The organism is Thermoplasmata archaeon (genome assembly GCA_038851035.1).
Classification (GTDB): Archaea; Thermoplasmatota; DTKX01; order VGTL01; family VGTL01; genus JAWCLH01.
On sequence record JAWCLH010000008.1, the window covers coordinates 62,726 to 87,220 of the forward strand.

The following is a 24,495-nucleotide window of genomic DNA, read 5'->3' on the forward strand; positions in this document are numbered from 1 at the left end:
CTTACTCCATCACGGGCACTACCCTCTTGACCCCAGAGACCTCGCTTTTGAGGAGCCTCTCTACGAACATCGTGAGCGTCATCTGGGACATCGGGCAGCCGGCGCAGGCACCCTGCAACCTCACCCTGACCTCACCGCTCACCTCGTCCACGGAAACGATCTCGATGCCGCCTCCATCCCGTTCCAGACCCGGGCGCACCTTCGTCTCAATCACCTTTTCAACTCTTGCCCGCAACCCCTGCTGCTCGGCCATTCCTCACCTCTCCTGCGGTGGTGGATGGGCGGGGCATTTAAATAATTTTTGATTCCACCCCACAACAGAGAGTGCTGCATTGGGGACAGCTATTTAACCAGCAAGCTCTATTTTGCTAAAGGTGTGAGCTGATGAGTGGAAACACGATGAGGACAATCCTCGCCCTTCCGGTTTCGATAATGTTCATTATCCCGGGAGCAGCGCTTCTACTTCCATTCCCGGAGAGCGAGCAAGGTACCAGCCGAGGGGCCGAGGACTGGCTCCAGTTCCAGTACGACATAAGCAGAACAGGGGCCTCGCCCTCCTCTCCCCCTCTCGTGAATACGACGATATGGGCCTTCCAGACAGAGGGCCCGGTCCGCTCGTCGCCGGTGGTTGTGGGAGACGCCGTTTACATTGGTAGCGAGGACGGTTGCCTCTACGCGCTGAACAGGTCTACGGGCGCCCTCCTGTGGAAAGCTCGCACCGGAGGACCAATTCTATCATCCCCCGCGGTCGCCTCTGGGAATATATACGTCGGCTCGGACGACGGGGGTCTCCACGCGTTCAACCTCACCACAGGCACCCAGCTATTCAACTGGTCTGCGGGCTCGCCAATTCGGTGCCCGGTCCTCGCCTTTTCCGACAGAATCGTTTTCGGGGCAGAGAATGGGAATGTGACATCATTGGACCTCACTGGGGGTCACCTCTGGACGCAGAACTCGGAGGCCCCCGTGAGAGCCGCACCGGCTTCGGATGGAATTCGTGTTTTCGTGGCTTCGGGCAGCCGTCTCAGAGCTTTTCTTTTCACCAATGGCAACAGCGTGTGGCCAGTGCCCTTCTCAATCGGCCACAACCTATCCGGACTGTGCGTGGGCGGGGGAAGGGTCTACGTAGGCACAGGCAATGGCTCGATTTATGCCCTGAACCCCTCAAGCGCCGGTCCATTATGGAGCCTCCAGCTTGACGGAGATGTGACCGCCACACCGGCCTACGCCAACGGCTCCATTTTCATCGGGACCGGGAACGGGACACTGTACAGGCTCAACGCAACCACTGGTGGCGAGGAGTGGAAACGTCAGCTTGACTCCCCTGTGACCTTCCCCGCGGCCCTCGCCGGAGAGCTCGTGCTACTCGGGACCTCACAGGAGCTGAGAGCCTTATTGACCAACGGCAGTGAGGCCTGGAGCCTCCCGCTTTTAAGCAATGCTAGCTCGCCGGTCGCAATCTCACGCTCAAGGGCCTACATCGGCACACAGGACGGTCGGGTAGTAGCCGTGGGCCAGCGGCCCACCGCTATAATTACCTCCGCCCACCCTGTCTCCACGACCCAGGGAAGCGCCCTTGTGTTCAACGGGACCTCTCCGGACTGTATCCCGGTCGCTTATGAGTGGCGCTCTAACCTTGATGGACTCCTCTCCACAAAATCAGATTTTCAAATCTCCACACTATCCTTAGGAACGCACCTGATAAGTTTTAAAGTACAGGATGAAAACTGGACTTGGTCGGCACCCGCCCAAGTAGTGATTGAGGTTCTGCCGTCTCTCGAGTGGCCGCTGTTCCACAAAGACACGAGCCACAGGGGGACCGGGCAGGAGGAGGCGCCACTCACGAACACGGTCGCTTGGAGGACGGCGGTGGGAGGCAGGGTTTACTCCTCGCCATCAATCTACGGCGGTGCGGTCTTCATAGGGTCCCGACTCGCGGAGGGCTCGCCGGGGAGATTAACGAGCCTGGAGCTCGCCACGGGAGCGGTTAAATGGTCATTCAACAGCAGTGGCATGATCGACGCCACCCCCGCGTGCGCAGATGGAATGGTATTCGTGGCGGACGACGCCGGGAATGTCATTGCGTTCGACGCCGACCCTTCAGACGGGGTGGACGAGGGAGAAGTTGACGTCGGGGCCGGAAGGTGGGATGCGATTTGGTCCTACAGGAACAATAGCCTGCGCTCCGTGCAGGCCAGCCCCCTCGTCGTGGCCGGGAAGGTTATAGTGGCCTCTAAATGGGAGCCACATATATTCTGTTTGGACGAATGGACGGGGAGGCCGATATGGGTCTATTCGGTGCCCGGCGACCCGAACGTCTCTGAGATTTGGTCCTCACCTGCTGTCGAGGGCGGGCTTGTGCTCGTGGGCTCGAAGAACAACCATCTATACGCCCTCGACCTCTCTACTGGAGAGGAGGTATGGAACTTCACCGCGAAGGGGAGCATATACAGCTCGCCCTGTATCTACAACGAAACCGTATACTTTGGCAGCTCGGACTGGAAGCTCTATGCCATAAGCCTGAGAAACGGCACAAAGAAATGGGAGTACACAACCGGTGATGAGATCACAGCCACACCTACCATATACAATGGCAAGGTTTTCTTCGGCTCGTTCGACAACTCCTTCCGCGCTCTCGACGCCGAGACCGGCCAATTCATATGGGATTATCAGACCGGAGGAATAATACACTCGTCTGCAGCTGCCGGCGGCGGAATGGTTTTCTTCGCTTCCTATGACGGGAAAATATATGCCCTGAACGCCACCAATGGGAAGCTTGTATGGAGCTACGACGCAGGAGCCCAGAACCTCAGGTCCTCCCCGGCCCTTGTGAATGACCGGTTATATATAGCCACTGAGACCGGGGAGGTCATTGCCTTCGGCAAGGCCCCTGACCTCTCTGTGTCCGCAGCCAACATCAACTTTTCATCATCGCAACCACGGGTGGGCGAGGAGGTGAGGGTCACGGCAATGGTGGAGAACATCGGAACGCTGGATGCCGAGGCTGAAGCCATGATTTTCAATGGTCTTCCGGAGGAGGGCACGCTCCTATCCTCTACCCACATTTCGGTTCCGGCAGGGAGGTCGGTAGAGATTTCCGCCAACTGGTCCGTGGAGCCGGGATACAATATAATAGTTGTGAATGTCACAAACACAGTTCCGTACGAGGCCAATAGAAATAATAATCAGGCCTACAAACCCTACACGCCACCACCACAGCTAGGCTGGACGATGTTCAAATGCGACCCACAGAGGAGCTCGGCACGTCCCAACCTCTCGACCCCCAACTCCAATGAACTCGATTGGTATTTCGATACGCACCGTGAGGCAATCGCCTCGCCTGTCATCGCAGGCTCTAGAATCTACATGCCCGCCGGTAATATGCTTGTTGCTCTGGACCTTCGCACCAGGGCGTTTGTTTGGCAGAGGGATGCGGGGGAAACCATCACCTCCTCCCCCGCAGTGTCCAATCTTGTGGTCTTCGGGACCGAGGGTGGAAGCGTCATGGCTCTAAACGAGAGAGGGGGAGCACTCGCGTGGAGCCTCCGCACGGGCGGCCCGATATACTCCTCGCCACTGGTTTACAACGATGTTGTTTATATAGGGTCAAGCGACGGCCACCTATACTCCATTTCCCTCCCAGACGGGAGACTTTTATGGGCGACCTCCCTCGATGGCCCCGTCCTCTCCTCGCCCGCTCTCGACCCTTTCTATGAGAGACTCGTGATTGGCAGCGGCAGCGAGGGCGGAGGGAGCTTAAGCTGCCTATTCCTCAACGGCACCATCGCCTGGAGCGCACACCTCTCGGCACCCGTGGTCTCGACACCGGCGATACAATCCGGCATCGCCTTCACCGGATGTGACGATGGAAATGTATATGCATTCGAGGTCGTGCCGGATGAAATCGACGAGGGCCTTCCCGACCCGGAGAACGCCACGTACGACACTCTCTGGTGCACGGACCTCTCAGGTCTGGTAAGTGGCGATGATATAAGAATTCGGTCCTCCCCCGCAACGATGAGCAGCCATTTGTACATTGGGGCAGGGCATAACACCATCGTCGCGCTGAGCACCGCTGACGGCACACTCCTCTGGTCCAGAAATTTGGGCACTCCGGTTCCGGGCAGGCACATGACCTCCACCCCCGCAGTGAGCGAGGGACGGCTCTTCGTGGGTGCTGAAGGCCTCTACGCCATCAATACCCGGAATGGGAAAGTTGTCTGGACCTGCTCAACGGGAGAGTGGGTGTGGTCCTCCCCAGTTATCTCGGGGGACGGCACGGGAGCCCTGAGAACGAGCGTCGTTGTGGTGACAGAGGGGGGCCGTTTGCTGGTCTTCTCGACCAAATCCCAAATTCCGCCCGAGGCGCGCATCAGCTCTCCCCTCGACGGAAGCGGCTTCCGAGTTGGCGAGCTGATACACTTCGACGGAAGCGATTCGTTCGACCTCGACGGGGAGGCGGTCTCCTTCATATGGGATTTCGGCGATGGGAACACGAGCACCGGACCACTTGTAGTTCACAGCTACACAAGCCCGGGCTCCTACGCCGTGACCCTCACCGTCGAGGACGACCAAGGGCTGGAGGGGAGGGCCACGATATCGCTAAACATAAGACCAAACTCAGCCCCCATACTTAGATTCCCTAGAGTTAGCCCTGAAATTGGAGACGTCGAAACTCTCTTCCAGCTCAGCGTGACCTATTTTGACGAGGACAACGACCCTGCCACGTACGTCCGGCTGGTTGCCGGGGACCAGACAGCAAAGCTCTATCCCGTTGACCCGGACGACTGGAACAGCTCGGACGGCAAGGACTACTACTCAGAGACCACATTCCTCTCGGGTATTTACTACGCTTTCTTCGAGGCTTCCGATGGTGTTCTGGTGAGCACCGTCCCCGCAATTGATAACCTGACCGTGACCAACAGAAGCATTTTCAGGTTCAGCGACCCTGTGCTGGTGGAGATGCTCTATGCTGGGAGGGGAGAGGTGCGGTACAACTACTCCCTTATCGAGCATGAGCCCCCCCCAGGCATGGTTAAGGTCTTCCCTCAGATTGGCAAGTTCGAGCTCTCGATCTCAGGCATCGAGCGGTGGTGGTGGGCCAACATTTCAATTAATTTTTCCACCTTCACTCTCACGGGAATGAACCGGAGCACCCTCCGCATATACCGGTTCGACCCCCTGACCGTTCAATGGAGAATCGCTGAGAATGCAGGCATCGACCTTGAGAGGCAGCTCACTTATGCCAACGTCACGGAGTTCAGTCTTTTCTCGGTCCTCGGGGCCCCCCTACCCAACACACCGCCCAGAGCGGTGCTGAGCAAGAAAGAGCTCACAATCATGGAGGGCGAAGTCGCGGTCTTCAACGCCTCTGGCTCATACGACCCTGATGGAGATCAGCTGACATTCATGTGGGACTTCGGAGAGTTTCCGGAAAGGAGACTCGTGCAGGGTGACAAAATCGCCGAGCACAGGTACATCAAACCCGGAAGGTACTACGTCACTGTCATTGTGAGCGATGGTAAGGTAAACGATACGGCAACCGCAACTGTGATTGTAAAGCAGAAGGGAGGAGAGCAGACGATTCTGCTCGTGGTGATATTGACGGTTCTCGTCGTTGCCATAATATTCATGCTCCCACGCAGCAAAAGGCCGCCGGCACCATCCGGTCCAGAGGAAGAGCTTGAAGAGGAGGACGAGGTGCCGAGCAGAACAAAGGAGAGAAGTGGGCGGGTTGATGTGAAAGAGGAGGAGTGACAGCTGCAGGAAAGCGTTCGAGATAAAAAGAACATGATCACAAACCTTATTTATCAGGACGGTAGTGGTTATGGCCAGTATGAAGCTCTTCGGTAATGTCATCCTCGACTACGAAGCCTTCCGGGCACTCGCCTCCCATGTCAGAATAGAGATATTGAAAAAGCTGGATGAGGGCCGCGCCACCGTCACGGACCTCTCCCGCAGTCTCTCCATGAGCAAATCCACAGTTCACAAACATCTGGAGAGACTAGTCGAGGTGGGCCTGATAAGTAAGGTGGAAGACGAAAGAAAATGGGTCTACTATCAGATAACCCCAAAAGGCGCACGAATCCTTCATCCTGAGAATGTCCAGATCAGCCTCATCCTAAGCACTATAGTTTTAATTGTGGGTATTATGTTCATATCGACAGCGATTTATCTAATATGGTTCCCTCTACCCAGTTTTGAGGATGAGAGACTCCAGTTCCACCTGCTCACCGTTCTTCTGGGCCTCGCATGCACCCTATCTGGCTACTACATGTTGAGAAAATACCCCTGGACCTAGTCGGGACGCGAGGAGGTAATCAGGATATCTCTCCCACGGGCTTATTTGGATAATACATAATTTCTACTTAAACGAACGAATCCCAAATCTTTTTATATAATTATAGTATAAACCGGCTCCGCAAGAGCACCGGAACAGCCGGAATCGACCGCCCGGGGGAAGACCCATGCCTCCTATTGGAAGAAGAACACGCCAGCGCATAAAACAGATGGATAAAATCCAACTCATGGAGTGGGTTATCATTATAACAGTTACCGTCATCGCCATGGCAGCTATAGTGGCTGCTCTAGCCCTCTCAAGCGTGGGCGGCGGAGGAATAAAAGAGGCAAGAAATGTGGCGTGGGAGAAGCATGGTCCGGACACGGGAATGCCTCTGCTCGACACCGACGGCGATGGTCTGGGAGACATCGAGGAGAACTATAAAACTGGGACAAACATAAGCAACCCCGACACCGATGGGGACGGAATGGACGACTTCTGGGAAGTGAAGTATGGTAAAAAGGACCCAAAGACTCTTGAGTGGAATGTTGACCCCAACGACCCCACGGACGCCCATGACGACCCCGACAACGATGGATATGATTTCAACAACAATGGCTATATAGATGGCTCCGAACAGGACAAGATAAACATAGGGTACGATATGGTCGTGCGGTCGAAGCTAAAGGTCCCGGCTCATTCCGACTACACCGTGTATCAGATAGAAATGCTGCTCTCAAACCTAGAGGAGCACCGCGGAGAGCTGGTCAGGATTGTAGGAGCCCGTGTGACCGATAATGGAACCTACAAGGAATACCTCGGGCAGCCAGATCGCGAGATGATAATTAACATCACTGACCAGTCCACCAGTGGCCAGCTCCAGGTCAGGATGGAGCCCCGCTCCAACCGCCCGATAAATCTCTATGACGATAACTCCTGGCCCTTGATTCCTGCGGACATCGTGGATGTGCAAGGAATCTTCGTGGGGTCTGAGATGACCTGGGAAATCGTGGTCAGGGGCACAGAAAGGTTCACCAATCTAATGGAGTACCTCGCGGCCCAGGACTACGATAATGATGGAAAGAAGAACGAAACCGATCCGACCAATTGGGACACCGACGGGGATCTCATGTCAGACGGCTGGGAGGTCCACTATGGCCAGGGCTACGTTAATACATCGGTCTATCCCCCGCGATGGGAGTGGATAGTCCAGATTGACCCGACATATGGCGGCGACGCGACCGGTGAGGGCAACCCTCTCGCCGACCCGGACGGAGACCGAATAAATCTGGCCGATGGACGCACCGTGGGATACAACATGGATGAATACGTGACCATCCTCGATGAGGAGCTGCTTGCGATCGTCCCCAGGAACAGATGGAATCTGGCAGACATACTCGGAAGGGAGGAGATCGACAGAAGCAAGTTCGCCTATGGGATGAACCCGATGCTGCCAGACACAGATTTTGACTCATTTGACAAGAACCTCGATGGCTGGACTCCAGACGACGATAACTGCAACGACTTCAAGGAGATATTCGACCACCACACAAACCCCGTGATTCCGGACACGGACTTCGACACGATGTGGGATGGGTGGGAGGTGTTCTATGGCCTCAACGCCACCAACGCCAATGACAGATTTGACGATCCTGACGGCGACCTGCTCCAGAACCAGGACGAGTACCGGGAGAGGACCAACCCGCGCAGATGGGATACTGACGACGAGGGTCTCGTGAGGAAGAACCCCGGCGCCCTCCGGGACGATCCCAATGACCCGGCGTGCTTCGATGGAATGCCTGACGGCTGGGAGGTTTTCTATAGACTGGACCCGCTCAATAGGGCGGACCAGTTCCATGATGAAGACGTTATTGCAATCGCTGGCTCGGCCGTGTTGAGACCGGACGGTTTAATCAACCTCTACGAGTACTACAACAACACGGACCCCAAGAACCCTGACACCGACGGCGACCATCTATCGGACTTTGAAGAAGTGGCGGTCGGGTGGAACGTCAAAGTGAACGGAAAGTGGGAGCACTACTTTACCTGTGCGTCCAAATACATAGGTGTCGACACGGACAAGGACGACATTCTCAAACCGATTCCGCTCGACGAGGACGAGGACGGAAACTCGGACGCTGGGGAGGAGTATCTTAGGGACGGCCCGGACGGGGAGCCGCTCGACAATGATGGCGACGGTCTGCTCGACGAGGAGCATGACCTGAACGACTTCAACGAAATCACATACTGGCACACCAACGCCAGCAACCCGGACACTGACGGCGAGGGCCTTTATGACGGTATGGAGATATTCACGGACATCGAGCCCGACATTGAAGGTGTTCAGGCCACGGACCCGTGCCTCGAGGACACAGACGGAGACGGTCTCAAAGACAACATCGAGGTCGTCGGTCTGAAGCTCTGGCTCCCGGGCACAGCCGTTCAGCAGATCATAACCACCTCGCCCCTCAGGCTCGACACCGACAACGACGGCCTGAAAGACGGCGACGAGGTCCTAACCGATTTCAACCCGATTCTGGCGAGTCAGGCCCCCGGGGTGGTGATAAAGGTATTCCAGGCACCAGATGGCTTCTTCTACCCCGCCTATGACCCAGACATCGGAGACCAGGTCGACAGCACCAATCCGCGGAACCAAGACACCGACAGCGATGGCATCCCAGACGGCTATGAGTTTGACAATTCGGACCTAGACTTCGATGGTCTTCCAACATGGTGGGAGGAAACCTTTGGATTCTTCAGGTTGAGGCCGCTCCTACAGGACACGGACGGGAATGGTATACTAGATATGGAGGAGGACTTCGACGGAGACGGCTTTACGAACCTTGAGGAATTTAGGCACCGCACCGACCCGCTAAACCCCGACTCAAGAATCCCCGGTCTCGACGAGCCGGGTCCCGGCGGTTCCAAGGGCAACAATGGTATAAGGGACAGCGACGAGGGCATGTTGGGCAAGGACAAGAGCGAGGCCTACAAGGACAAATACGGCCGCTACATGCTGATGAGGTCTCCGGTATACAGTGATAGCGATGGAGACCACATGCCCGACTGGTGGGAGAAGATGCACAACCTCAATCCCCGGGCCAACGACGCGCTGGACGACAAGGACAACGATGGGTTCGCCAATCTGGATGAGTACATATTCAACACTGACCCGGAGAAGACAGATTCAAACGCCAATGGAATTCCCGACTGGAGCGACCACCCCCTCATATACCATCCCAACGCAGTTGACAGGGACCAGGACGGCATCGCTGACTGGTGGGAGAAGTATTGGTTCGGCTCGATAGACGCCTGCGACCCCAACGCCAACCCCGATGGACCCTGGGACCCGGAGGCAGGGAGCTATGGCGACAACTGGACCAATTTCGAGGAGTACTATAAGTCCCCCGCGGGTTGGGAAGACAACAGATTCCGAACAAACCCCACCCTTAACGATACCGATGGTGACGGAATCAACGACGACGCCGACCCCTACCCTGTCCCAATACCCTTTATTATAAGGCCTGTGAACCCCACTGAGGCATCACAGGCGCTCAACCCGATAAGGGCGGGCGACTCTTATGGCGACATCGATCAGGATGGGATGCCAAACATCGAGGAGTATAAGTATCCATGGGGAACGCTGGATCCGACTGACCCTGACAGCGACCAGGATGGCATGCCCGATGGTTGGGAGGTGGCGATGGGCATACCAATATTCAATGAGAGCAGCAACCAGAGCGGCAAGTCGGAGGGCCCGATCGAGAGAATCATGGACCCTCTGGTTCCTGGCGACACCTTCGCCGACCCTGATGAAGATGGGGTGAATTATTCCCTGAAGTGGGTTGACAAGAATAACAACGGCTGGCCGGACTCCGGCGAGTTCAACATCACCGAGGCTGACTTCAACGGCGACGGAATCATTGACCCATTCTACGAGAACGAGAGTCTCTCAAATCTGGAGGAGTACCTGTTTGGAAAGGATTGCGATGCCGATGGCATCATGGAGAACACAACCTATCCCTTCAAGAACGACACCGACGATGACGGAATGCTGGACGGGTTCGAGATATACTACTCTGACTCTGACAATGACGGCCTGAGCACGTGGTGGGAGCTCGTCTACGGCCTCAACCCCCTAGACCCGTTCGAGATTAACGGCTCACTGGGCGACCCAGATGGTGATGGCTATACCAACCTGCAGGAGTACCAGAACAGGACTAACCCGATGGACCCCACCGACACTCCTGCTGCGGGCGGCAGAGGACTCCCCGAGAACCACATCCATAGTGAGGGGAGAGACGACGAGGAACTCAGGGAGGCGCTGGAGGAGGACGAGGAGCCCGAGCTCGAGCTCACGGCCTCCAGGGCCACGGCCGTAGAAAACCGGATGCGGCGGTTGGGGTGAGAATTCCTCATTTGGTATAACCACCAGAAAAAGTTCGGCCACCCCCACTTTTGAGGGAACAAAGGGCAAGGACACGCCACAGGGCCAAATGAGGGCGACTTAGATTAGCCCAGCCTCTGTTCAGGCGTGCAGAGTGTAGGGGATCCCATTCTTTATTATTTTCATAAAAGACCATATAACTGTAGGAAGATACCTTATCCAAATGAAACCGGGGGCGGATTTGATATGAGATGGGGCTTGGTGTGCGCATTCGTTCTGGCTCTCTTTCTCCCACCGGTTGCACATTTCGTCGTTGGACAGGGGGGCGGGCCGAACACGGATGCCTACTTTGTGAAAGAAGAATTCACAGACAGAGCGGTTCAGGGGGAGGAGTCGGCCGTCCCGGACTATCTCGAGGTTAGAGCGGTGGTCCATGTCAATGTCACGGGCTTCTACAACCTTACCGCTCGCCTGACCCATGAGCTTGTCGTTATAAGCACCGCCACAAATTCATCCTTCCGCAACCCGGGGCGCCACGTGATTCCATTGATATTTAGTAATAGGGATATCTACAACAGCAAGAGATCCGGACATTATACGGTTATGCTCACTCTGCGGACCCCAGGCTTCCCTGGAATGGAGCCTGTAGAGGACTTCTACAACACGAGTGCGGCCTATTACTGGGATAGATTCAATCCAGATTATGTCAAACCATGGCCTGCGGGTGCGGAGTTCATTTTCACTGACGGACCGGTTCTGTTCATCAGCAATAGCTACATCACATTCAGTTTCGACAAGGCTCGGGCTTCCATGTGCTATTTTTACACTCGGGATGTCACGGATGGCACTCCATCAGGAAAGAACGGCCGCTTCACGGTTACCTTTCTCCGTGTACTCGGATACCGGGACATTGAGGGTTACATGTTCCATAGAAACGAGGCGACCCACGAGGCCGTATTGGCCAACGCGAGCTGGATGGTGGGGAGGCTCGAGAACGGAACCCACCCCGCATTCGGTCCATATATGAGGTTCAACATCAGCTACACCCTCCCCCTGATAGACACGGTCTCCCGCTCCCCAGCCGCCTCCCTTAACGTCACCTTCTCATTCTACTTCACCGGAAACCCTCATCCGACGAAAACACCCCTTCTATCGATTCCCGGTGCCACCTATGGAGAGCTGATGGTCGAGCTCGAGCTATCGAAAGCCATCGGTGGCAGCGGGCTCGTGCTCGAGCAGGTTCTCGAGGATTCCACCGGGAATCACGACTATTTACTCAGGGACTATTTCGGTGTCAACCGGTACACCCGTAACGATGTCTTTCGGAGGGAGCTGAAGTTTAACCCCTGGGACTCTGAGACCTTGGCCAAGATGGAGTTCGTCAATCGATGGAACGGTCAGACCTACGCCACCTACACATGGGCGAGCGTTGTCGAGGGTGGAGTGCTCTCCCCTGACCAGAACTGGATAACGGATGTCAGCTACATCCCTGAGGGGAGGTGGCTCCGCCTCTTCCTTGCCTATCATGCTAGGGAAGAGAGCTTCCGGGTCCTCAGGAATGGCCTGGCTTTCGGCCTCTCCGACTCCACCCCTCCCCCGAAGCGTCCTCCGCCGACGCCTGGAGAGTACCACGACCCCGTACTGTATGTATTGGGGAGCGGGCTGGCACTGGCGATAGTCTTCCTCACCATGCGTCTCCGCACCCGTGCCTTCGTGAGGGAGGAAAAAGAGATGTCCAAAATCGAGGAGATGGACCTCGTAGGTGAGCTTGAGGAGAAGCCCCCAATCGCCATTGAAGAAAAAATCGAGGAGGAGGAGTGGAAGAGGAATGCAGGCGGCGGGGGAGGGAGGGAAGGGGAAGGCGGAGGGAATCACCGGGATGGGTGGTGATTACTATGGACACGGTCCTTCTGAAGGACGTTTTGATTGCATGGATGACGGTTTTCTCCCTGACTCTCCTGGTCATTTCCATTCTATCATACGCACGCACGCGAAATCCCAGAATTGCTCTGGTCAGCCTAGCCTTTTTTCTATTCTTCGCGAAGGGCGTTGCGCTGAGCATAGGCCTCTACTGGCCATCGATTCTGTCGGTCACAACAGACCTCCCCTCTCTGCTGTTTGATGTTCTGATTCTCCTCATACTCTTCGTTGCAACCCTTAGGGACTAGAGCCCTAGCGCCCCAAGGTGAGGAGCTGTGGAGGAAGAGGGAGAGAGACAGGAGGGCCCTGGGAGTGAGACCCCAACGCGGGCCCAGCAGCCCCTCTCCAGAGCATCCCCTCACCCACCAGAGGGTCTTACCCGGGGAATGGATGTGGGCGCGAGGAAAAGGATATATGATTTCCTGCTCTCCTCTCCCGGCTGCCATCTCAGGGAGATACAGCGCAGGCTGGGAATTCCTCTCGGAACCCTCGAGTATCATCTGAAGTATCTGGTGGAGCATGAGTACATCAGCGTCAAGGAGGAGGGTGGCTACAAGAGGTACTACCCGGTCGGGACCATGCGTTCCGTGGACAGAAACCTCCTCTCCCTCCTCAGGCAGGACATCCCCCGGAGGCTGGTGATGTACCTCCTCCTCCACCCAGGCTCAAAATTCGGAGACCTTGCCGCAAAATTCGACATAGCCCCCTCAACCCTCTCGTTCCACCTGTCTAAATTGCTCAGAGCCGGTGTGGTCAGCCGGACAAGGTCCGGACGCGAGAGCATTTACAAGGTTGAGAGGGAGCACGAGGTCGCCATGGTCCTCATTGCCCATCGGCGCTCGTTCCTCGACACTCTTGTCGATTCATTCGTCAGCACTTGGACTGACTTGCACCCATAGATATGGCAGCAGAGATTTTTTCTATAAAAAGATATAATATGGTATAAATGTGGCAAATATGGCATTAGGTTGTAAGAAAGGGGTGAATGAATGAGCTCCCGAGTATTATCTGGAGGAATGGTGCTTCTCCTGCTTTTGACCTCACTTCTTCCTCCCTTCGCTACTACAGATGAAAGGGTAGGCGGGCGGGAGACTGTCCTCACGGTGGTCGAGGAATGGAGCAGCGGAGAGCTGGAGTGGACCCCCAGCCTTGTGCTAAATGACACGAATGGCGACGCGAGAGATGAGATGATTCTCTGGGGCGGTCTGCCAGATGGCGGGTCTAGGGTCGAGGTCTACGACCTCCCGGGATATCAGAGATTGTGGGAATGCAACTACACCGGCTGGATAAGCCTTCAGTTAGCGGACCTCGGGGGCAACGGCTCTGTGCAGCTCCTGATCCACGAGAGCAGCGAGAATAGTGAAAATGTCACAATTATTTCGGGAGCGGACTATTCGACGGTGTGGAAGGGCCCGACGCTGAAGGGCTCGATATTGTATGAATTTCTTGAAGATATAGACTCGGACGGTGAGCTCGAGTTCGTCTGGATCAACACTACCTACTCTGTGGAGTGGCGGGAGACCACGATATCCACAGCCGTCCACGTATACGGCGCTTTTAGCCACAATAAGGAGTGGGAGAGCCTCCTGCTCGAGGGGACTGTGAGCTGGGCTGAAGTGGAGAGCGTGGACGAGGACCCGGCGCTGGAGCTCCTCATTATCACAAGCGCGGGGGAGCGCCAGAACGCCTCCTCCGTTTCATTCCTGGTCTACGACGGAGCCACCCATAATCTCCAATGGGCCGTCAGGGGCGAGCCGGAGCTCACTGGCCTCGAGTACCTGCATGGAGGTGATGTGGACGGAGACGGCCGGAAGGAGGTAGTTCTGGTGGTCCGTGAGGGCTCCGGGGACGAGACCGGGAGCGCAGGGTTCAGAGTCCTCCAAGGGTCCGATGGGGCGCTGGAGTGGAACAGAACCGTTGGGCCCTCCTGCTACGCGGATGTCATTGATATCGATAACGACAAAGTTCCCGAGCTTATTGCCACGGGCTACAGCTCCTCCTTTGTTTCCATGGAGAGCAACTATACACACTACATTTTCAGCCTGAAAGACAGAAACCTCAAATGGAGCGCAGGTCCCTGGGCAATGGGGATGTTCAACATGTCCCTGTTAACGGCCCGGGAGCTCACGGGCGACAGCGTCATGGAACTAGTTATTATGAACGTCAGTTTTAACTTCAGCAATTTCGTGTTTACTACAAGCTTCTTTATACTGGACGGGAAGAACTACACCCAGAAGTGGAGCTCGCCGGCCTTCCAGGGCTAGGGGGGCGAGCTCAACGCCCTTCAGCTCGACTCCGACCCATCCTGGGAACTCGTGCTGCCCGAGAGCTGGTCGACGGACGAGGGTGTGGACTATGGGGTTGTCCACGTCTATTCCACCGACACATTCAAAGAGGAGTGGAAGAGCGAGGTTTATGAGGGCTCCATCTCAGCCACCGCGATGCAGATTGTGAATGAGAGCCGTACCGAGCTCGTCATACACACCTGGAGCTACGACACGGTGAACGGGAGTTCCATTGCCCAGCTCTTCGTTCTGGACACGGATAGCCACTCGGTCCTCTGGGAGAGCCCTATAGGAGCCAGCGTGGACATCGTCCCTGCGGACCTCTATGGCTCCAGCAGGAACGAGATTGTGGCCGCGGTGAGCCGGGGCGACTATCCAGAGGTCAAGGGGTTCTTTTACGCCTACAACGACACCACTTTGCTCGAAACCTGGAGCTCCGGAGAGCTCCAGGGCTCTCCAGCCATCCTTTGCGCAGGTGACATCGACGGCGACGGTAGGGGAGAGCTGGCGGGCAGCACCATCCGCGACGACCCCACCGGACGGAGGAGTAAAACGGTCCTCACTGTCTGGGAGTTCTACGAGGGCCCGTCCCTCCTTCCAGACTTGGCGATTTTGCCCAAAGACATCTACCTCTCGGACCCCAACCCGGTGGAGGGCTTCCCGCTCAACATTTCCGCAGTAGCGACCAACATCGGCAACAAGGCTTCCGGTGCGTTCTGCGCCACTTTCCTTGTCGATGGAATCCAGCAAGCCCAGACTACTCTCGAGCTCCCGGCTGGCTGCTCAACCACCGCAGTTTTCACCTGGGCGCCCCGGGCCGGAAACCACACCCTCGAGGTCCGACTCGACCCTAGGAACCTCGTTCGAGAGCTCAACGAGAACAACAACAACGCCTCCATCCGTGTGAGCGTGAGGGAGAGGCCACGTCCCATCGCGGTAATCACCTCCCCCCGGGAAGGGGAAGAATATGTGGAGGGGCAAAACATCACTTTCGATGGAAGATCGAGCTTAGCACCCCAAGGCTGCGAGTTCGTATGGAGCTCAGACCTGAGCGGGCCAATAGGGACGGGCCCTCTCCTCAACGCCTCGCTCCCGATGGGGGACCACACGATTTCTCTCGAGCTTCTCGACCCAGCCACCGGCCTCTTGTCGTGTGCGCGCGTGAACATAATCGTTCTGCCACCCCCACCGCCATCGGGCGAGGCCAGGGCGGTCATATCCTCTCCCAGAGAGGGGGCGCGCTTCACGGCGGGTGACCCGATTTTCTTCGACGGCAGCAGGAGCCAAGCCTCCGAAAGAGGTCTCAAGCTCGAATTCCTTTGGGTCTCTAACATCTCCGGCGAGCTCGCCAGAATCCCCAAGTTCACTAGGGCCCTTCCGCCTGGAGACCACATGATAACCCTCAAGGTCGAAGACGAGCACAATCGCACTCAATCTGCCTCCGTTAACATCTCTGTCAGCCCAGTGGATGGCGTGGTTGCGATAATTGATTCTCCATTAGATGGGCAGGTCTTCGAGGCGAACCAGGAAATCCGCTTCAGCGCCTCCAGCTCGTCGGGCCCGCCGGGGTGCTACCTGTCCTACCTCTGGAGCTCCAGCATCAGCGGCCCCCTAAGCACGGAGAGGGAATTCTCGAGAAGGCTCCCTTTCGGCAATCATACAATATCCCTCAGAGTCACCGACGACAAGGAGCGCTCGGCCACGGCCTACGTGAATATTACGGTCAAGAGGCTCATAGACTATCCGCCGGTCGTCGCCTTTGTCCACCCCTCCGAAGGTGCCATCGTGCAAGGCGTGGTTATTATCAACGGAACGGCTTGGGACGACACAGAGGTGGTTGGGGTCTATGTTCGGATCGACCACCAACCCTGGGACATCGCCTCTAGAACCACAAGCTGGAGCTACAGGTGAGACACCACCAGGGTCGAGAACGGAACCCACAGAATCTCCCTCAGAGCGAGCGATGGTCTCCAAAGCTCTTTGGAAGTTGCTATAAACGTCACGGTCGCCAACCCACCACCCCCGCCCCGTCCACCCAAGCCCCCGATAGAAGGCGGAGGCACATCGCCCCTTGTCTGGGCTACGGTGGCCATTGTAATCGCGGGAGCCATAGCGGTAGCTGCCTACCGCATGAGAAGGGGGAGAGGGGAAAATTAGCTCCGCATGCCCATGGCTTCCCCCCGTCATTTCTAAAACCAATCGGAATTCGACGAAAAAATATAAAAAAAGAACATTTTTCGACGGTTAATCGACGGTGAAAATCAGGAAATTTATCGAATGTTTCCATCGGGGCGAGCCTGGGTCCGTCAGAGCGCCCTCAATAAAGTTTATATTCTCTCTCGGTAATATAGAGAGCGAACCGGGTGGTTCTCTATGGGGAAGCGCATCGGAAAGGAAAAGATTGAGCGTGAGAAGGGCTATTTATACTACGTCGGAAAGGACGGGTACGTGTGGAGGGTTCCCACCAAGGTGAACAAGAGGGGAACAAAGAAAAAAGTGGGCACCGAGAAGATAGAGAGGAAGCCCGGCTTCATGTACTACCTGGACAAAGCGGGGTACGTGGCCGAGGCGAAGATGAAGGGTGCCTGAGCGGAGTCTCCACCTCTAAACCTTTTTTCCCTTTACTTTCTTTTTCGTCGGCCAGTATAGCCCAAGCTCTGTTTTACCAATAATATTCCGGTGTCCTGTCGCCCAATGGAGCCTTTAGACCAGTCCCCCTGCGGTTCGCGGCATTGAATTACGTCCTCACCACGAGTGGGCTAGGGCATTCTTCGGGCAGGCCGCCCTGCAGGGCTCTGTTTTTCTCCCGGAGACAGGCTTGCATGGGGCGCAGGAGTACTTTATCTTCTTCCTGTGGGAGCTCGCCACCTTAGCTACGGGTGTATCTCTGAGCGGGTCGTTCTCGTCCTCCCCGACCTCCATCACACCAGCCGGGCAGGCCTCTACACATTTCCCGCATCCATCGCATCTGTCCGTGTCCACCTCGATGAAGTAGTCGCCCGAGCCATCTTTATAACCATAGTTGGCCCTCATTGCGCTTCCTCCGCCCCACACCTTGTTATTTATCCCCCACCCCCGCCCACATTTGACGCATCTACCCTCCGGAGGCGTCGAGAGAGGACTCCCCTCTCACGCTTTGCCCTTCTCGACAATGGTCTTTGCGAAAAGGGCAGCGCCGACTGCGCCAGCGATCTGGGGGTCCTCCTTCGGCTTAGCCACAGTCAGACCCAGCTCCTTCTCGAGCCTTCTCACAACTCCGATGTTCTTGGCGATGCCGCCGGTTATTGCGAAATCCTTCTCCACGCCAATTCTCTCGAGGAGTGTGAAGATTCTGTGGGCCATGGCGGAGCAGTAGGCCGCGAGGACCTTGTTTTTCGGCCAGCCCGCCCTGAGAAGGCTCGAGGCCTCGGATTTGGCGAAAACGACGCAGGTGCTCGAAACAGGTGGGGGCTCTTGCTCCACTTCAAAGGAAAGCTCGCCGACTTTCTCGATGGGAACCTGAAGGAGGTCAGCAAAAACCTCCATCCCCCTGCCCGTGCCTGCAGCGCACTTGTCGTTCATCAGAAAAGAAATCACCTTCCCCTTCTCGTCGCACCTTATCGCCTTGCAGTCCTGCCCGCCCATGTCCAGCACAGTTCTCACGGTGGGACCGTACATGAAGTTCGCACCTCTGGCGTGGCAAGCGATTTCTGTTATCGCCCTGTTCGCGAAGGGGACATTGACTCTTCCGTATCCGGTGCCCACCGTGTAATTTATCCTCTCGCGGGGAAGCCCCGTGCCCTCGAGGGCCCATTTCAGGCCCTTTTCCGCGCTCTCCGGGCTCGAGGAGCCCGTCCTCATATTGCTATAGGCGTATAGCTTCCCGTCCGCCATAATGACGACCTGCGTGCTGACGGAGCCGACGTCGACGCCGCAGGTTATCAGCTTCGCATCCCTCCAGTCCACCTCCGGTGAGGTCCACCTGTACTCCTTCCACCTCCAGTACTCCTCCGCCATCTATCTCACCCCCTCCAGCTCCGCGGCCGCCAGGGCCGCTCCCAAAGCCCCGACGTACTCCGGGTCCTCGGGGACCATTACCTGGATCTGGAGATTTCTCTTGATTGCCTCGACGAAGGCCTTATTCCTTGCTACACCGCCGATAAGGACAACGTCGGGGTCAAATCCTACCTTTCTTACCATCGATGTGATTCTGTCGGCAATCGCGTCGTTGACGGCCCTCGCGATATCCTCCTTCGCGGTCTTCTGATGCACTAGGGTCACGACCTCGGACTCAGCGAATACGGCGCACTGGGCATTCATGGGGATTGTCTTGGTCGATTTCAGTGCCAGCGGTCCTAGCTCTTCGAGCGGAACCTCTAGGGCCCGGGCCATCGCCTCCATGAACGAGCCCGCGCCAGCCGCGCACTTCTCGTTAACTGCGAAGTCTATGACCTTTCCCGCTGCGTCGCACCTCAGGCACTTCCCTTCCTCCGCGCCCACGTCGATAACAGTCCTCGTTCCCGGATGGAGGAATACTGCCCCTTTTGCCCCTGCGCTCACCTCAGTCACGTTGTCCTTTGCATACGGTGCGGTGGTGCGGCCCGTTCCAGTGGATGTTATGTGCCTGACATCATCCATTTTCAAACCCGCCTTGCCGAGCGCCTCTGCGAATGCCCTCTCCGTTGCGGCCTTCGTGTCGGTCCCCACGGGAAGCTGGCTCTTCGCCAATATCCTCTTCCCGTCCTCCAACAGAACCACCTTGATGTTTTTTGCGCCCATGTCGATGCCTGCGGTTATCATGCCATCACCTCAGTCGAACTCCTTCTTCATCCCGAGCGTCTCCATGAAGGCGTCTATCCTGCTCATCGTTCTCGTCATGTCGAACTCCCTCTCGTCACCCATGTTTCCCTCGAATATCATCACCGGGAACCCGGCCTTGAGCAACGCCAGCCTGTTCTCCGCTATGCCAAGGCTGAGGCCCTCGCAGCCGCGGTTGTAGTGGAGCATGACGCCGTTCAGCTTCCATTGCCTCGCAATTCGAATCATCATCTCGCTCTTCAGCTGTGGCGAGTAGAAGTGCTGCCATTCCGGCTTGTGGAGCTCCCACTCTGCAAGGGCTCTGAGGGCGCTGTCCCTGTCGTTTATCGTGACGCCCCTCTCCATCGGTGTCTTTCTGTGCACCCACTCGCCGTTTTCGTCCACTTCCCAGGCGCCGATGAGGCCGAATGTGTACAGGGAGCCTATCGAGACGCAGCCGAACTTCTCCAAATACCTAAAGACCCCGAGAAAGCCCCAGGGTGGCTGCGTGTCGGACATCACCCTGCAGCGCTCGTTGGGTATTGCCGCAATACCCCGCTCCACACGGTCCTTCACCTCTTTATAGAGCTCCTCATAAAAGTCCGCCACGACCTGGCTTGATTTGTGGAGGGTCCCCAGAACATACAGTGAGTACATTGTCTTCTCATCAAGGGGAGCTGGGATGTTCTTGTTCAGCTCACACACCTTCGCCCATGTGGATGTGGAGCGGAAATGGTTTTTGACCGCCTTGATGAGGAGGTCGTCCCGATATTTCCTCCCTGTGACCCTCTCGAGGAACTCTATTCCGTCGTGCATCTGGCCGACGATATACTCAATCTTGTTCTCGTTTATTTCCGTCTCCGGACCCACGGCCACGTCAATGCAGAAGTGAGGTATCCCTCCTTCAAGCTCGCTGACGACCTGGTACCACTTGGCGTGGGAGCAGCAGATATGGTCCTGCCAGAGGAAGTCCGGCTTAGGGAAGGGACCGCCGAACACATACTCGTTGAGCAGAATCGAGCCCCAGTAATTCCTCATGTAGGCACAGAGGTCCCTAGCGTAGCCCGCCTTCTCCGTCGCCTCAAGGCACCTGAGCGAGAAGGGTTTGTTGTATGCGCAGGAAGCCCCATATGGCTCGCTCGTTAGCGGATACACGTCTTCACCCAAACCGGCGGGGATGGCATCGAAGCTCCAAGCGCCGCCCGCCCAGCGCAGGCCGCCCCTCTCGTGGGCGGTGGCGTAATTCCTGTAATAGTCCTCCCTAATCTTCTTGGCCTTCTCCCAGCACTTCAGGGGCTCCGTGGGGTACTTGCCCTTTCTCTCGGCCATCCATCCACCTCCTAAAACAGGTCCTCCTGCTTGAGCGTCTCAAGAAAAGCCTCGACCCGGATTCTGAACTGACCGGCGGGGACTGTCACATCGAACTCAAGGAAGAGGGTCTTTATGCCCTCTTTTTCCAGCGCCTTTCTTATAGCCACGGTGTCAAGCTCGTGTGGATCGCAGAACTTCTGCTGCATCACAATGGCACCCTGCACCTTGAAATCCCTAGCGAGCTGGAGAATGTGAGGAATTCGCTTCCTCTCCTCCCAGTCCTTAGAGGGGCATGGGGGCCTTTCGATGTACCTTCTCGCTATTGCCATCAGGGGGTCGCTGTCCTCCGGCGCCTCGTTCCAGAAGTAGCGGGTTCCCGTGCAGTGCTCGTCAATCACGAAGGTAGCGGGGTACTGGTCCTTGTTCAGGTTCTCGACCATGTGGAGGAATGCGAGGTCGTCATCTTCCGAGCCCACTATCATCAGTCTCGTCCCTGTGGGCCTCTCGCGCTTGCGCTGCGGAAGTTTTCCGAGGAGCTCTTTCAACGCCGCGTTGTGCTCCTTCTTATCCACCATCTGTTCGGCCAGTGATATCGTCATCGCCTCCTCCCCAGATATCGGCGGCTCCTCGCGCTTGCGGAGGTCGAAGAGCTGCCTCATCAACCGGCGGTTCTCGTTGTAGACCTGAATCGCCTCCCTCAGAGCCGCCTCTTCTATCTTCCTCCCGGTCCACTTCTCCACGGCATTCTTGAAAGTCTCCAGCTCCCCTCTTAGGAACTTGTACGATCTCTTGCTCTGGACCTTGTGGGGCATGCACAGGTAATAGCTGAAGCCGATCGGGATGTGGAGGACCCAGCTCGTGTAGGCCTGTCTTATGTGAAGGCAGGACTGTGCGATCATCAGCCCGTCAAGATAGCTGTACCGCCCCTTGAGACCCTGAGCCAGGCAGTCCCTACAGAAGGGGCAGAACATGCCGAAGATGTGAGGCTCTGTGACATTCTGCGGCTCGTGGCTACCGAGCACCCTCACGGGAAGCACACCAGCGGCGTAAAGAATCTCCTCCGGAACATAGGTGCAGAAGTAGCCCAAGACCCTTCCGCCTGTGCGCTTTTTCCAGTCCTTTGCGTATTCGTGCCTGTCCTTCACCCAGCTACTGAAAGTTTCGAGCTCCCTCATTGTCGTCCCACCTCTCAATCAAAGCCTTTCTCCAGAATTATGTAGCTGCTTCTGTCGAAACCTATTGACCTGAAGAATGCAAGCAGGTCCCCCGAATCCCATCGGACAGCCGTGAACACTCCAGTGGCTCCTTTTCTTTTGAATATGGCGAGAAGCCTTCGTCCAAGCATGTTCCCCACCCCCCGACCCATGTGCTTGGGGTGCACACCCAGCACCTCTATCCAGCCGCTCTTTTCGGTCCCGAAGCCGGACTCTCTGAATTCCCCGAGGATGAACCCTATGACCCCCCCATCTTTCTCGGCCACAAGGCACTCCCCGCTATGAAGCTCGATGAGCTTCGCGACCATCATCTTCCATTTTTTAGAAACTCTTTTACGGGTAATGGCCTCAGTTATAGCTGCAGCGGCTTCTATGTCCCGGGGTCTCATCCGGCGTATGGTAATCTCTCTCATTGTCTCTCCTCAGTCAACACGGATAATCTTGACGTGTTTACCCACCCAATCAGGGGGTAGGTAGACCCTTCCACTGTTCCCGGCGGCTTTGACAACCTTCTCTATCATCTCCTGTCCATACACTTCGAACTTCGACGGGGTCGCCCTAGACCTTCTCGTCATCTGCCCTCCCTGGCCCTTACGGTTACTTTGTAGTCACAATGTAGTCGTAAGGTAGCAAACTCGTATTGAAAGCTCCCTTAATAAATTTTTCTAACAGGGGGAGGTGAGCCCCAAGGCACCGGCTAGCCAAACGGTTCAAACAGGCGACCATGGGAAAACAATAATAGCGAGGAGGAGAATCAAAAGACGCCATGAGGAAGCGGGTTCTGGCCAAATTCGCAGAGCGGGGTGCGCTCCTCCAGCCAGCCGCACTCGAATATATCCTGAGCCAGCCTGACCCCTTCGCCCTCTCCGATAAGGTTCTCGCGAGAGAAGCTGAAAACCGGCTTCTTTACACACTTAAAGATGTGAAGCAAACGGTCGTCTCTGAGGAGGCTCCCTCACCCCTCCGGACTCCCTCTTCCTCTGAGGTCCCCTCACAGTCCTCAGGTGAGGTTTCTGCATCGGAAAAACAAAAGCTCAGGACCGGTAGCGGACCGGTCATCCTCAAGGACGTCACGGGGAACTCTACCTGTTGTGGCCAGCTTCAGGACTTCGTTGGATATTTCGGAGACAGGATGAGGCGTCTGAGGGGCCTCTTGCGGCAGAGGCGGGAGCTCACCGGCGCCGTCAGCATATCTGCATTGAAGGGGCGGAAACACGACAACGAAGTGCGGACGATAGGGATGGTTGTGGACATCCGGAGGACGGCTGGCGGGCGTATCATCGCCGATATAGAGGATGAGACAGGAAGAATTTCGGTTCTTCTACCCGAAGATAATGGAAGGAAGAGAATTAATTTGATGAGGGACGAGGTTGTTGGTGTTGGTGGAGTGCTTGGACCTGACGGCAACATCATCTATGTAAGAAATCTCGTTCGACCTGAGCTTCCACTCGCCCAGGAGCCCCACACTGCTCTGGATCCCATCTGCGTGGCATTCATTTCAGACATTCATGTCGGTAGCCGGACCTTCCTTGAAAGGGAATGGAGGAGCTTCATACGGTGGCTCAAAGGAATAGAGGGGCCATCCCAAGAGTGGGCCCAGCGCCTCGAGTACCTCGTTATCTGTGGCGACACTGTGGACGGAATAGGAATCTATCCGGGGCACGAAGAAGACCTCGTTATCAAAGACGTCTATAGGCAGTATCAAGAGCTGGCCGAGATGCTGAAAGAGGTCCCGGACCGAATTCGAATTATTATGATGCCCGGCAACCACGATGCCGTCCGCCCGGCCGAGCCGCAGCCAACCTTCCCCGCTGAGATAAGGCGCCTCTTCGATTCATCCATTACATTCACGGGCAACCCGTGCCTATTCCGGCTGGAGGGTGTGGAGGTGCTGGCCTACCATGGTATGAGCATTGCGGACTTCGTCTCCAGCATACCGAACCTCAGTTTCAGCAAACCCCTTGAGGCCATGAAGGAGATGCTCAGGAGACGCCACCTCTCCCCGGTTTTTGGGGATAAAACACCCATAGCGCCCGAGAGCAGGGACTGGATGGTCGTGGACACCATTCCGGATATTTTTGTCACGGGCCATGTTCACTCCGCCGCCATAGAGAACTTCAGGGGCGTGACGCTTATCAATGCCTCGGCCTGGCAGTCTCAAACGGAATATCAGAGAATGATGAATTTCCAGCCAATGCCAGCGCGCGTAGCCCTCGTCAACCTACAGACGATGGCCTCGAAGACCATTTGTTTTATGGAGGAAGGATGAAATAGCCATGGGAATATGCGGTGTCGTTTTCCAAGGCACGATGTACCAGGGGG

General features: G+C 56.4%; 18 protein-coding genes. 10 read left to right on the plus strand and 8 right to left on the minus strand.

Annotated elements, in window-relative coordinates; translation table 11 throughout:
- Position 1: 1 nt before the first annotated feature.
- Entirely contained in the window at positions 2 to 253 is a 252-nt protein-coding gene (locus QW379_04095; protein ID MEM2869589.1) for a NifU family protein, read from the minus strand.
- A gap of 131 nt (positions 254 to 384) precedes the next feature.
- On the opposite strand from QW379_04095, the gene QW379_04100 reads away from it, so the two are divergent.
- From QW379_04100 to QW379_04140, 9 genes are all read left to right on the plus strand, one after another.
- Positions 385 to 5,757: a PQQ-binding-like beta-propeller repeat protein gene (locus QW379_04100; GenBank protein ID MEM2869590.1), complete on the plus strand. Its 5,373-nt coding sequence runs from the start codon at positions 385 to 387 to the stop codon at positions 5,755 to 5,757.
- Positions 5,758 to 5,836: 79 nt separating this feature from the next.
- Complete coding sequence (locus tag QW379_04105) at positions 5,837 to 6,301, plus strand: winged helix-turn-helix domain-containing protein (GenBank protein MEM2869591.1); 465 nt, start codon at positions 5,837 to 5,839, stop codon at positions 6,299 to 6,301.
- 226 nt (positions 6,302 to 6,527) lie between these two features.
- Positions 6,528 to 10,688, plus strand: a complete 4,161-nt coding sequence (locus QW379_04110) for a hypothetical protein (protein MEM2869592.1) — start codon at positions 6,528 to 6,530, stop codon at positions 10,686 to 10,688.
- A 225-nt stretch (positions 10,689 to 10,913) separates the two neighbouring features.
- Positions 10,914 to 12,557, plus strand: coding sequence for a hypothetical protein (locus QW379_04115; protein ID MEM2869593.1), 1,644 nt, complete (start codon positions 10,914 to 10,916; stop codon positions 12,555 to 12,557).
- Positions 12,554 to 12,835: a hypothetical protein gene (locus tag QW379_04120; protein MEM2869594.1), complete on the plus strand. Its 282-nt coding sequence runs from the start codon at positions 12,554 to 12,556 to the stop codon at positions 12,833 to 12,835. The genes QW379_04115 and QW379_04120 overlap by 4 nt, the downstream gene beginning before the upstream one ends.
- A gap of 144 nt (positions 12,836 to 12,979) precedes the next feature.
- On the plus strand, positions 12,980 to 13,486 hold the full coding sequence (locus tag QW379_04125) for a helix-turn-helix domain-containing protein (GenBank protein ID MEM2869595.1): 507 nt from the start codon (positions 12,980 to 12,982) through the stop codon (positions 13,484 to 13,486).
- 90 nt (positions 13,487 to 13,576) lie between these two features.
- Positions 13,577 to 14,851, plus strand: a complete 1,275-nt coding sequence (locus tag QW379_04130; GenBank protein ID MEM2869596.1) for a hypothetical protein — start codon at positions 13,577 to 13,579, stop codon at positions 14,849 to 14,851.
- Between the two features lie 51 nt (positions 14,852 to 14,902).
- A complete protein-coding gene (locus QW379_04135) occupies positions 14,903 to 16,783 on the plus strand; it encodes a CARDB domain-containing protein (GenBank protein MEM2869597.1) in 1,881 nt (626 codons plus the stop codon).
- A gap of 462 nt (positions 16,784 to 17,245) precedes the next feature.
- Positions 17,246 to 17,461: a hypothetical protein gene (locus QW379_04140; GenBank protein MEM2869598.1), complete on the plus strand. Its 216-nt coding sequence runs from the start codon at positions 17,246 to 17,248 to the stop codon at positions 17,459 to 17,461.
- Positions 17,462 to 17,617: 156 nt separating this feature from the next.
- On the opposite strand, the gene QW379_04145 is transcribed toward QW379_04140, so the two are convergent.
- From QW379_04145 to QW379_04175, 7 genes are all read right to left on the minus strand, one after another.
- Positions 17,618 to 17,905, minus strand: a complete 288-nt coding sequence (locus tag QW379_04145) for a 4Fe-4S binding protein (GenBank protein ID MEM2869599.1) — start codon at positions 17,903 to 17,905, stop codon at positions 17,618 to 17,620.
- Between the two features lie 96 nt (positions 17,906 to 18,001).
- The gene (gene bzdQ, locus QW379_04150; GenBank protein ID MEM2869600.1) at positions 18,002 to 18,868 is read right to left on the minus strand and encodes a benzoyl-CoA reductase, bzd-type, subunit Q; all 867 of its coding nucleotides are present in this window, start codon (positions 18,866 to 18,868) and stop codon (positions 18,002 to 18,004) included.
- Positions 18,869 to 19,651, minus strand: coding sequence for an acyl-CoA dehydratase activase (locus tag QW379_04155; protein MEM2869601.1), 783 nt, complete (start codon positions 19,649 to 19,651; stop codon positions 18,869 to 18,871).
- Positions 19,652 to 19,660: 9 nt separating this feature from the next.
- On the minus strand, positions 19,661 to 20,977 hold the full coding sequence (gene bzdO / locus QW379_04160) for a benzoyl-CoA reductase, bzd-type, subunit O (protein ID MEM2869602.1): 1,317 nt from the start codon (positions 20,975 to 20,977) through the stop codon (positions 19,661 to 19,663).
- An 11-nt stretch (positions 20,978 to 20,988) separates the two neighbouring features.
- Entirely contained in the window at positions 20,989 to 22,134 is a 1,146-nt protein-coding gene (bzdN, locus tag QW379_04165; GenBank protein MEM2869603.1) for a benzoyl-CoA reductase, bzd-type, subunit N, read from the minus strand.
- A 14-nt stretch (positions 22,135 to 22,148) separates the two neighbouring features.
- On the minus strand, positions 22,149 to 22,586 hold the full coding sequence (locus QW379_04170) for a GNAT family N-acetyltransferase (protein MEM2869604.1): 438 nt from the start codon (positions 22,584 to 22,586) through the stop codon (positions 22,149 to 22,151).
- Positions 22,587 to 22,595: 9 nt separating this feature from the next.
- Positions 22,596 to 22,748 (minus strand): DUF2080 family transposase-associated protein, encoded by a 153-nt coding sequence (locus QW379_04175; protein ID MEM2869605.1) that lies wholly within the window; start codon positions 22,746 to 22,748, stop codon positions 22,596 to 22,598.
- Between the two features lie 191 nt (positions 22,749 to 22,939).
- Here QW379_04175 and QW379_04180 point away from each other — a divergent pair, with 191 nt between their 5' ends.
- Positions 22,940 to 24,442 carry a DNA-directed DNA polymerase II small subunit gene (locus QW379_04180; GenBank protein ID MEM2869606.1) on the plus strand — a complete coding sequence of 501 codons (1,503 nt, stop codon included), beginning with the start codon at positions 22,940 to 22,942 and terminating at the stop codon, positions 24,440 to 24,442.
- Positions 24,443 to 24,495: the final 53 nt, after the last annotated feature.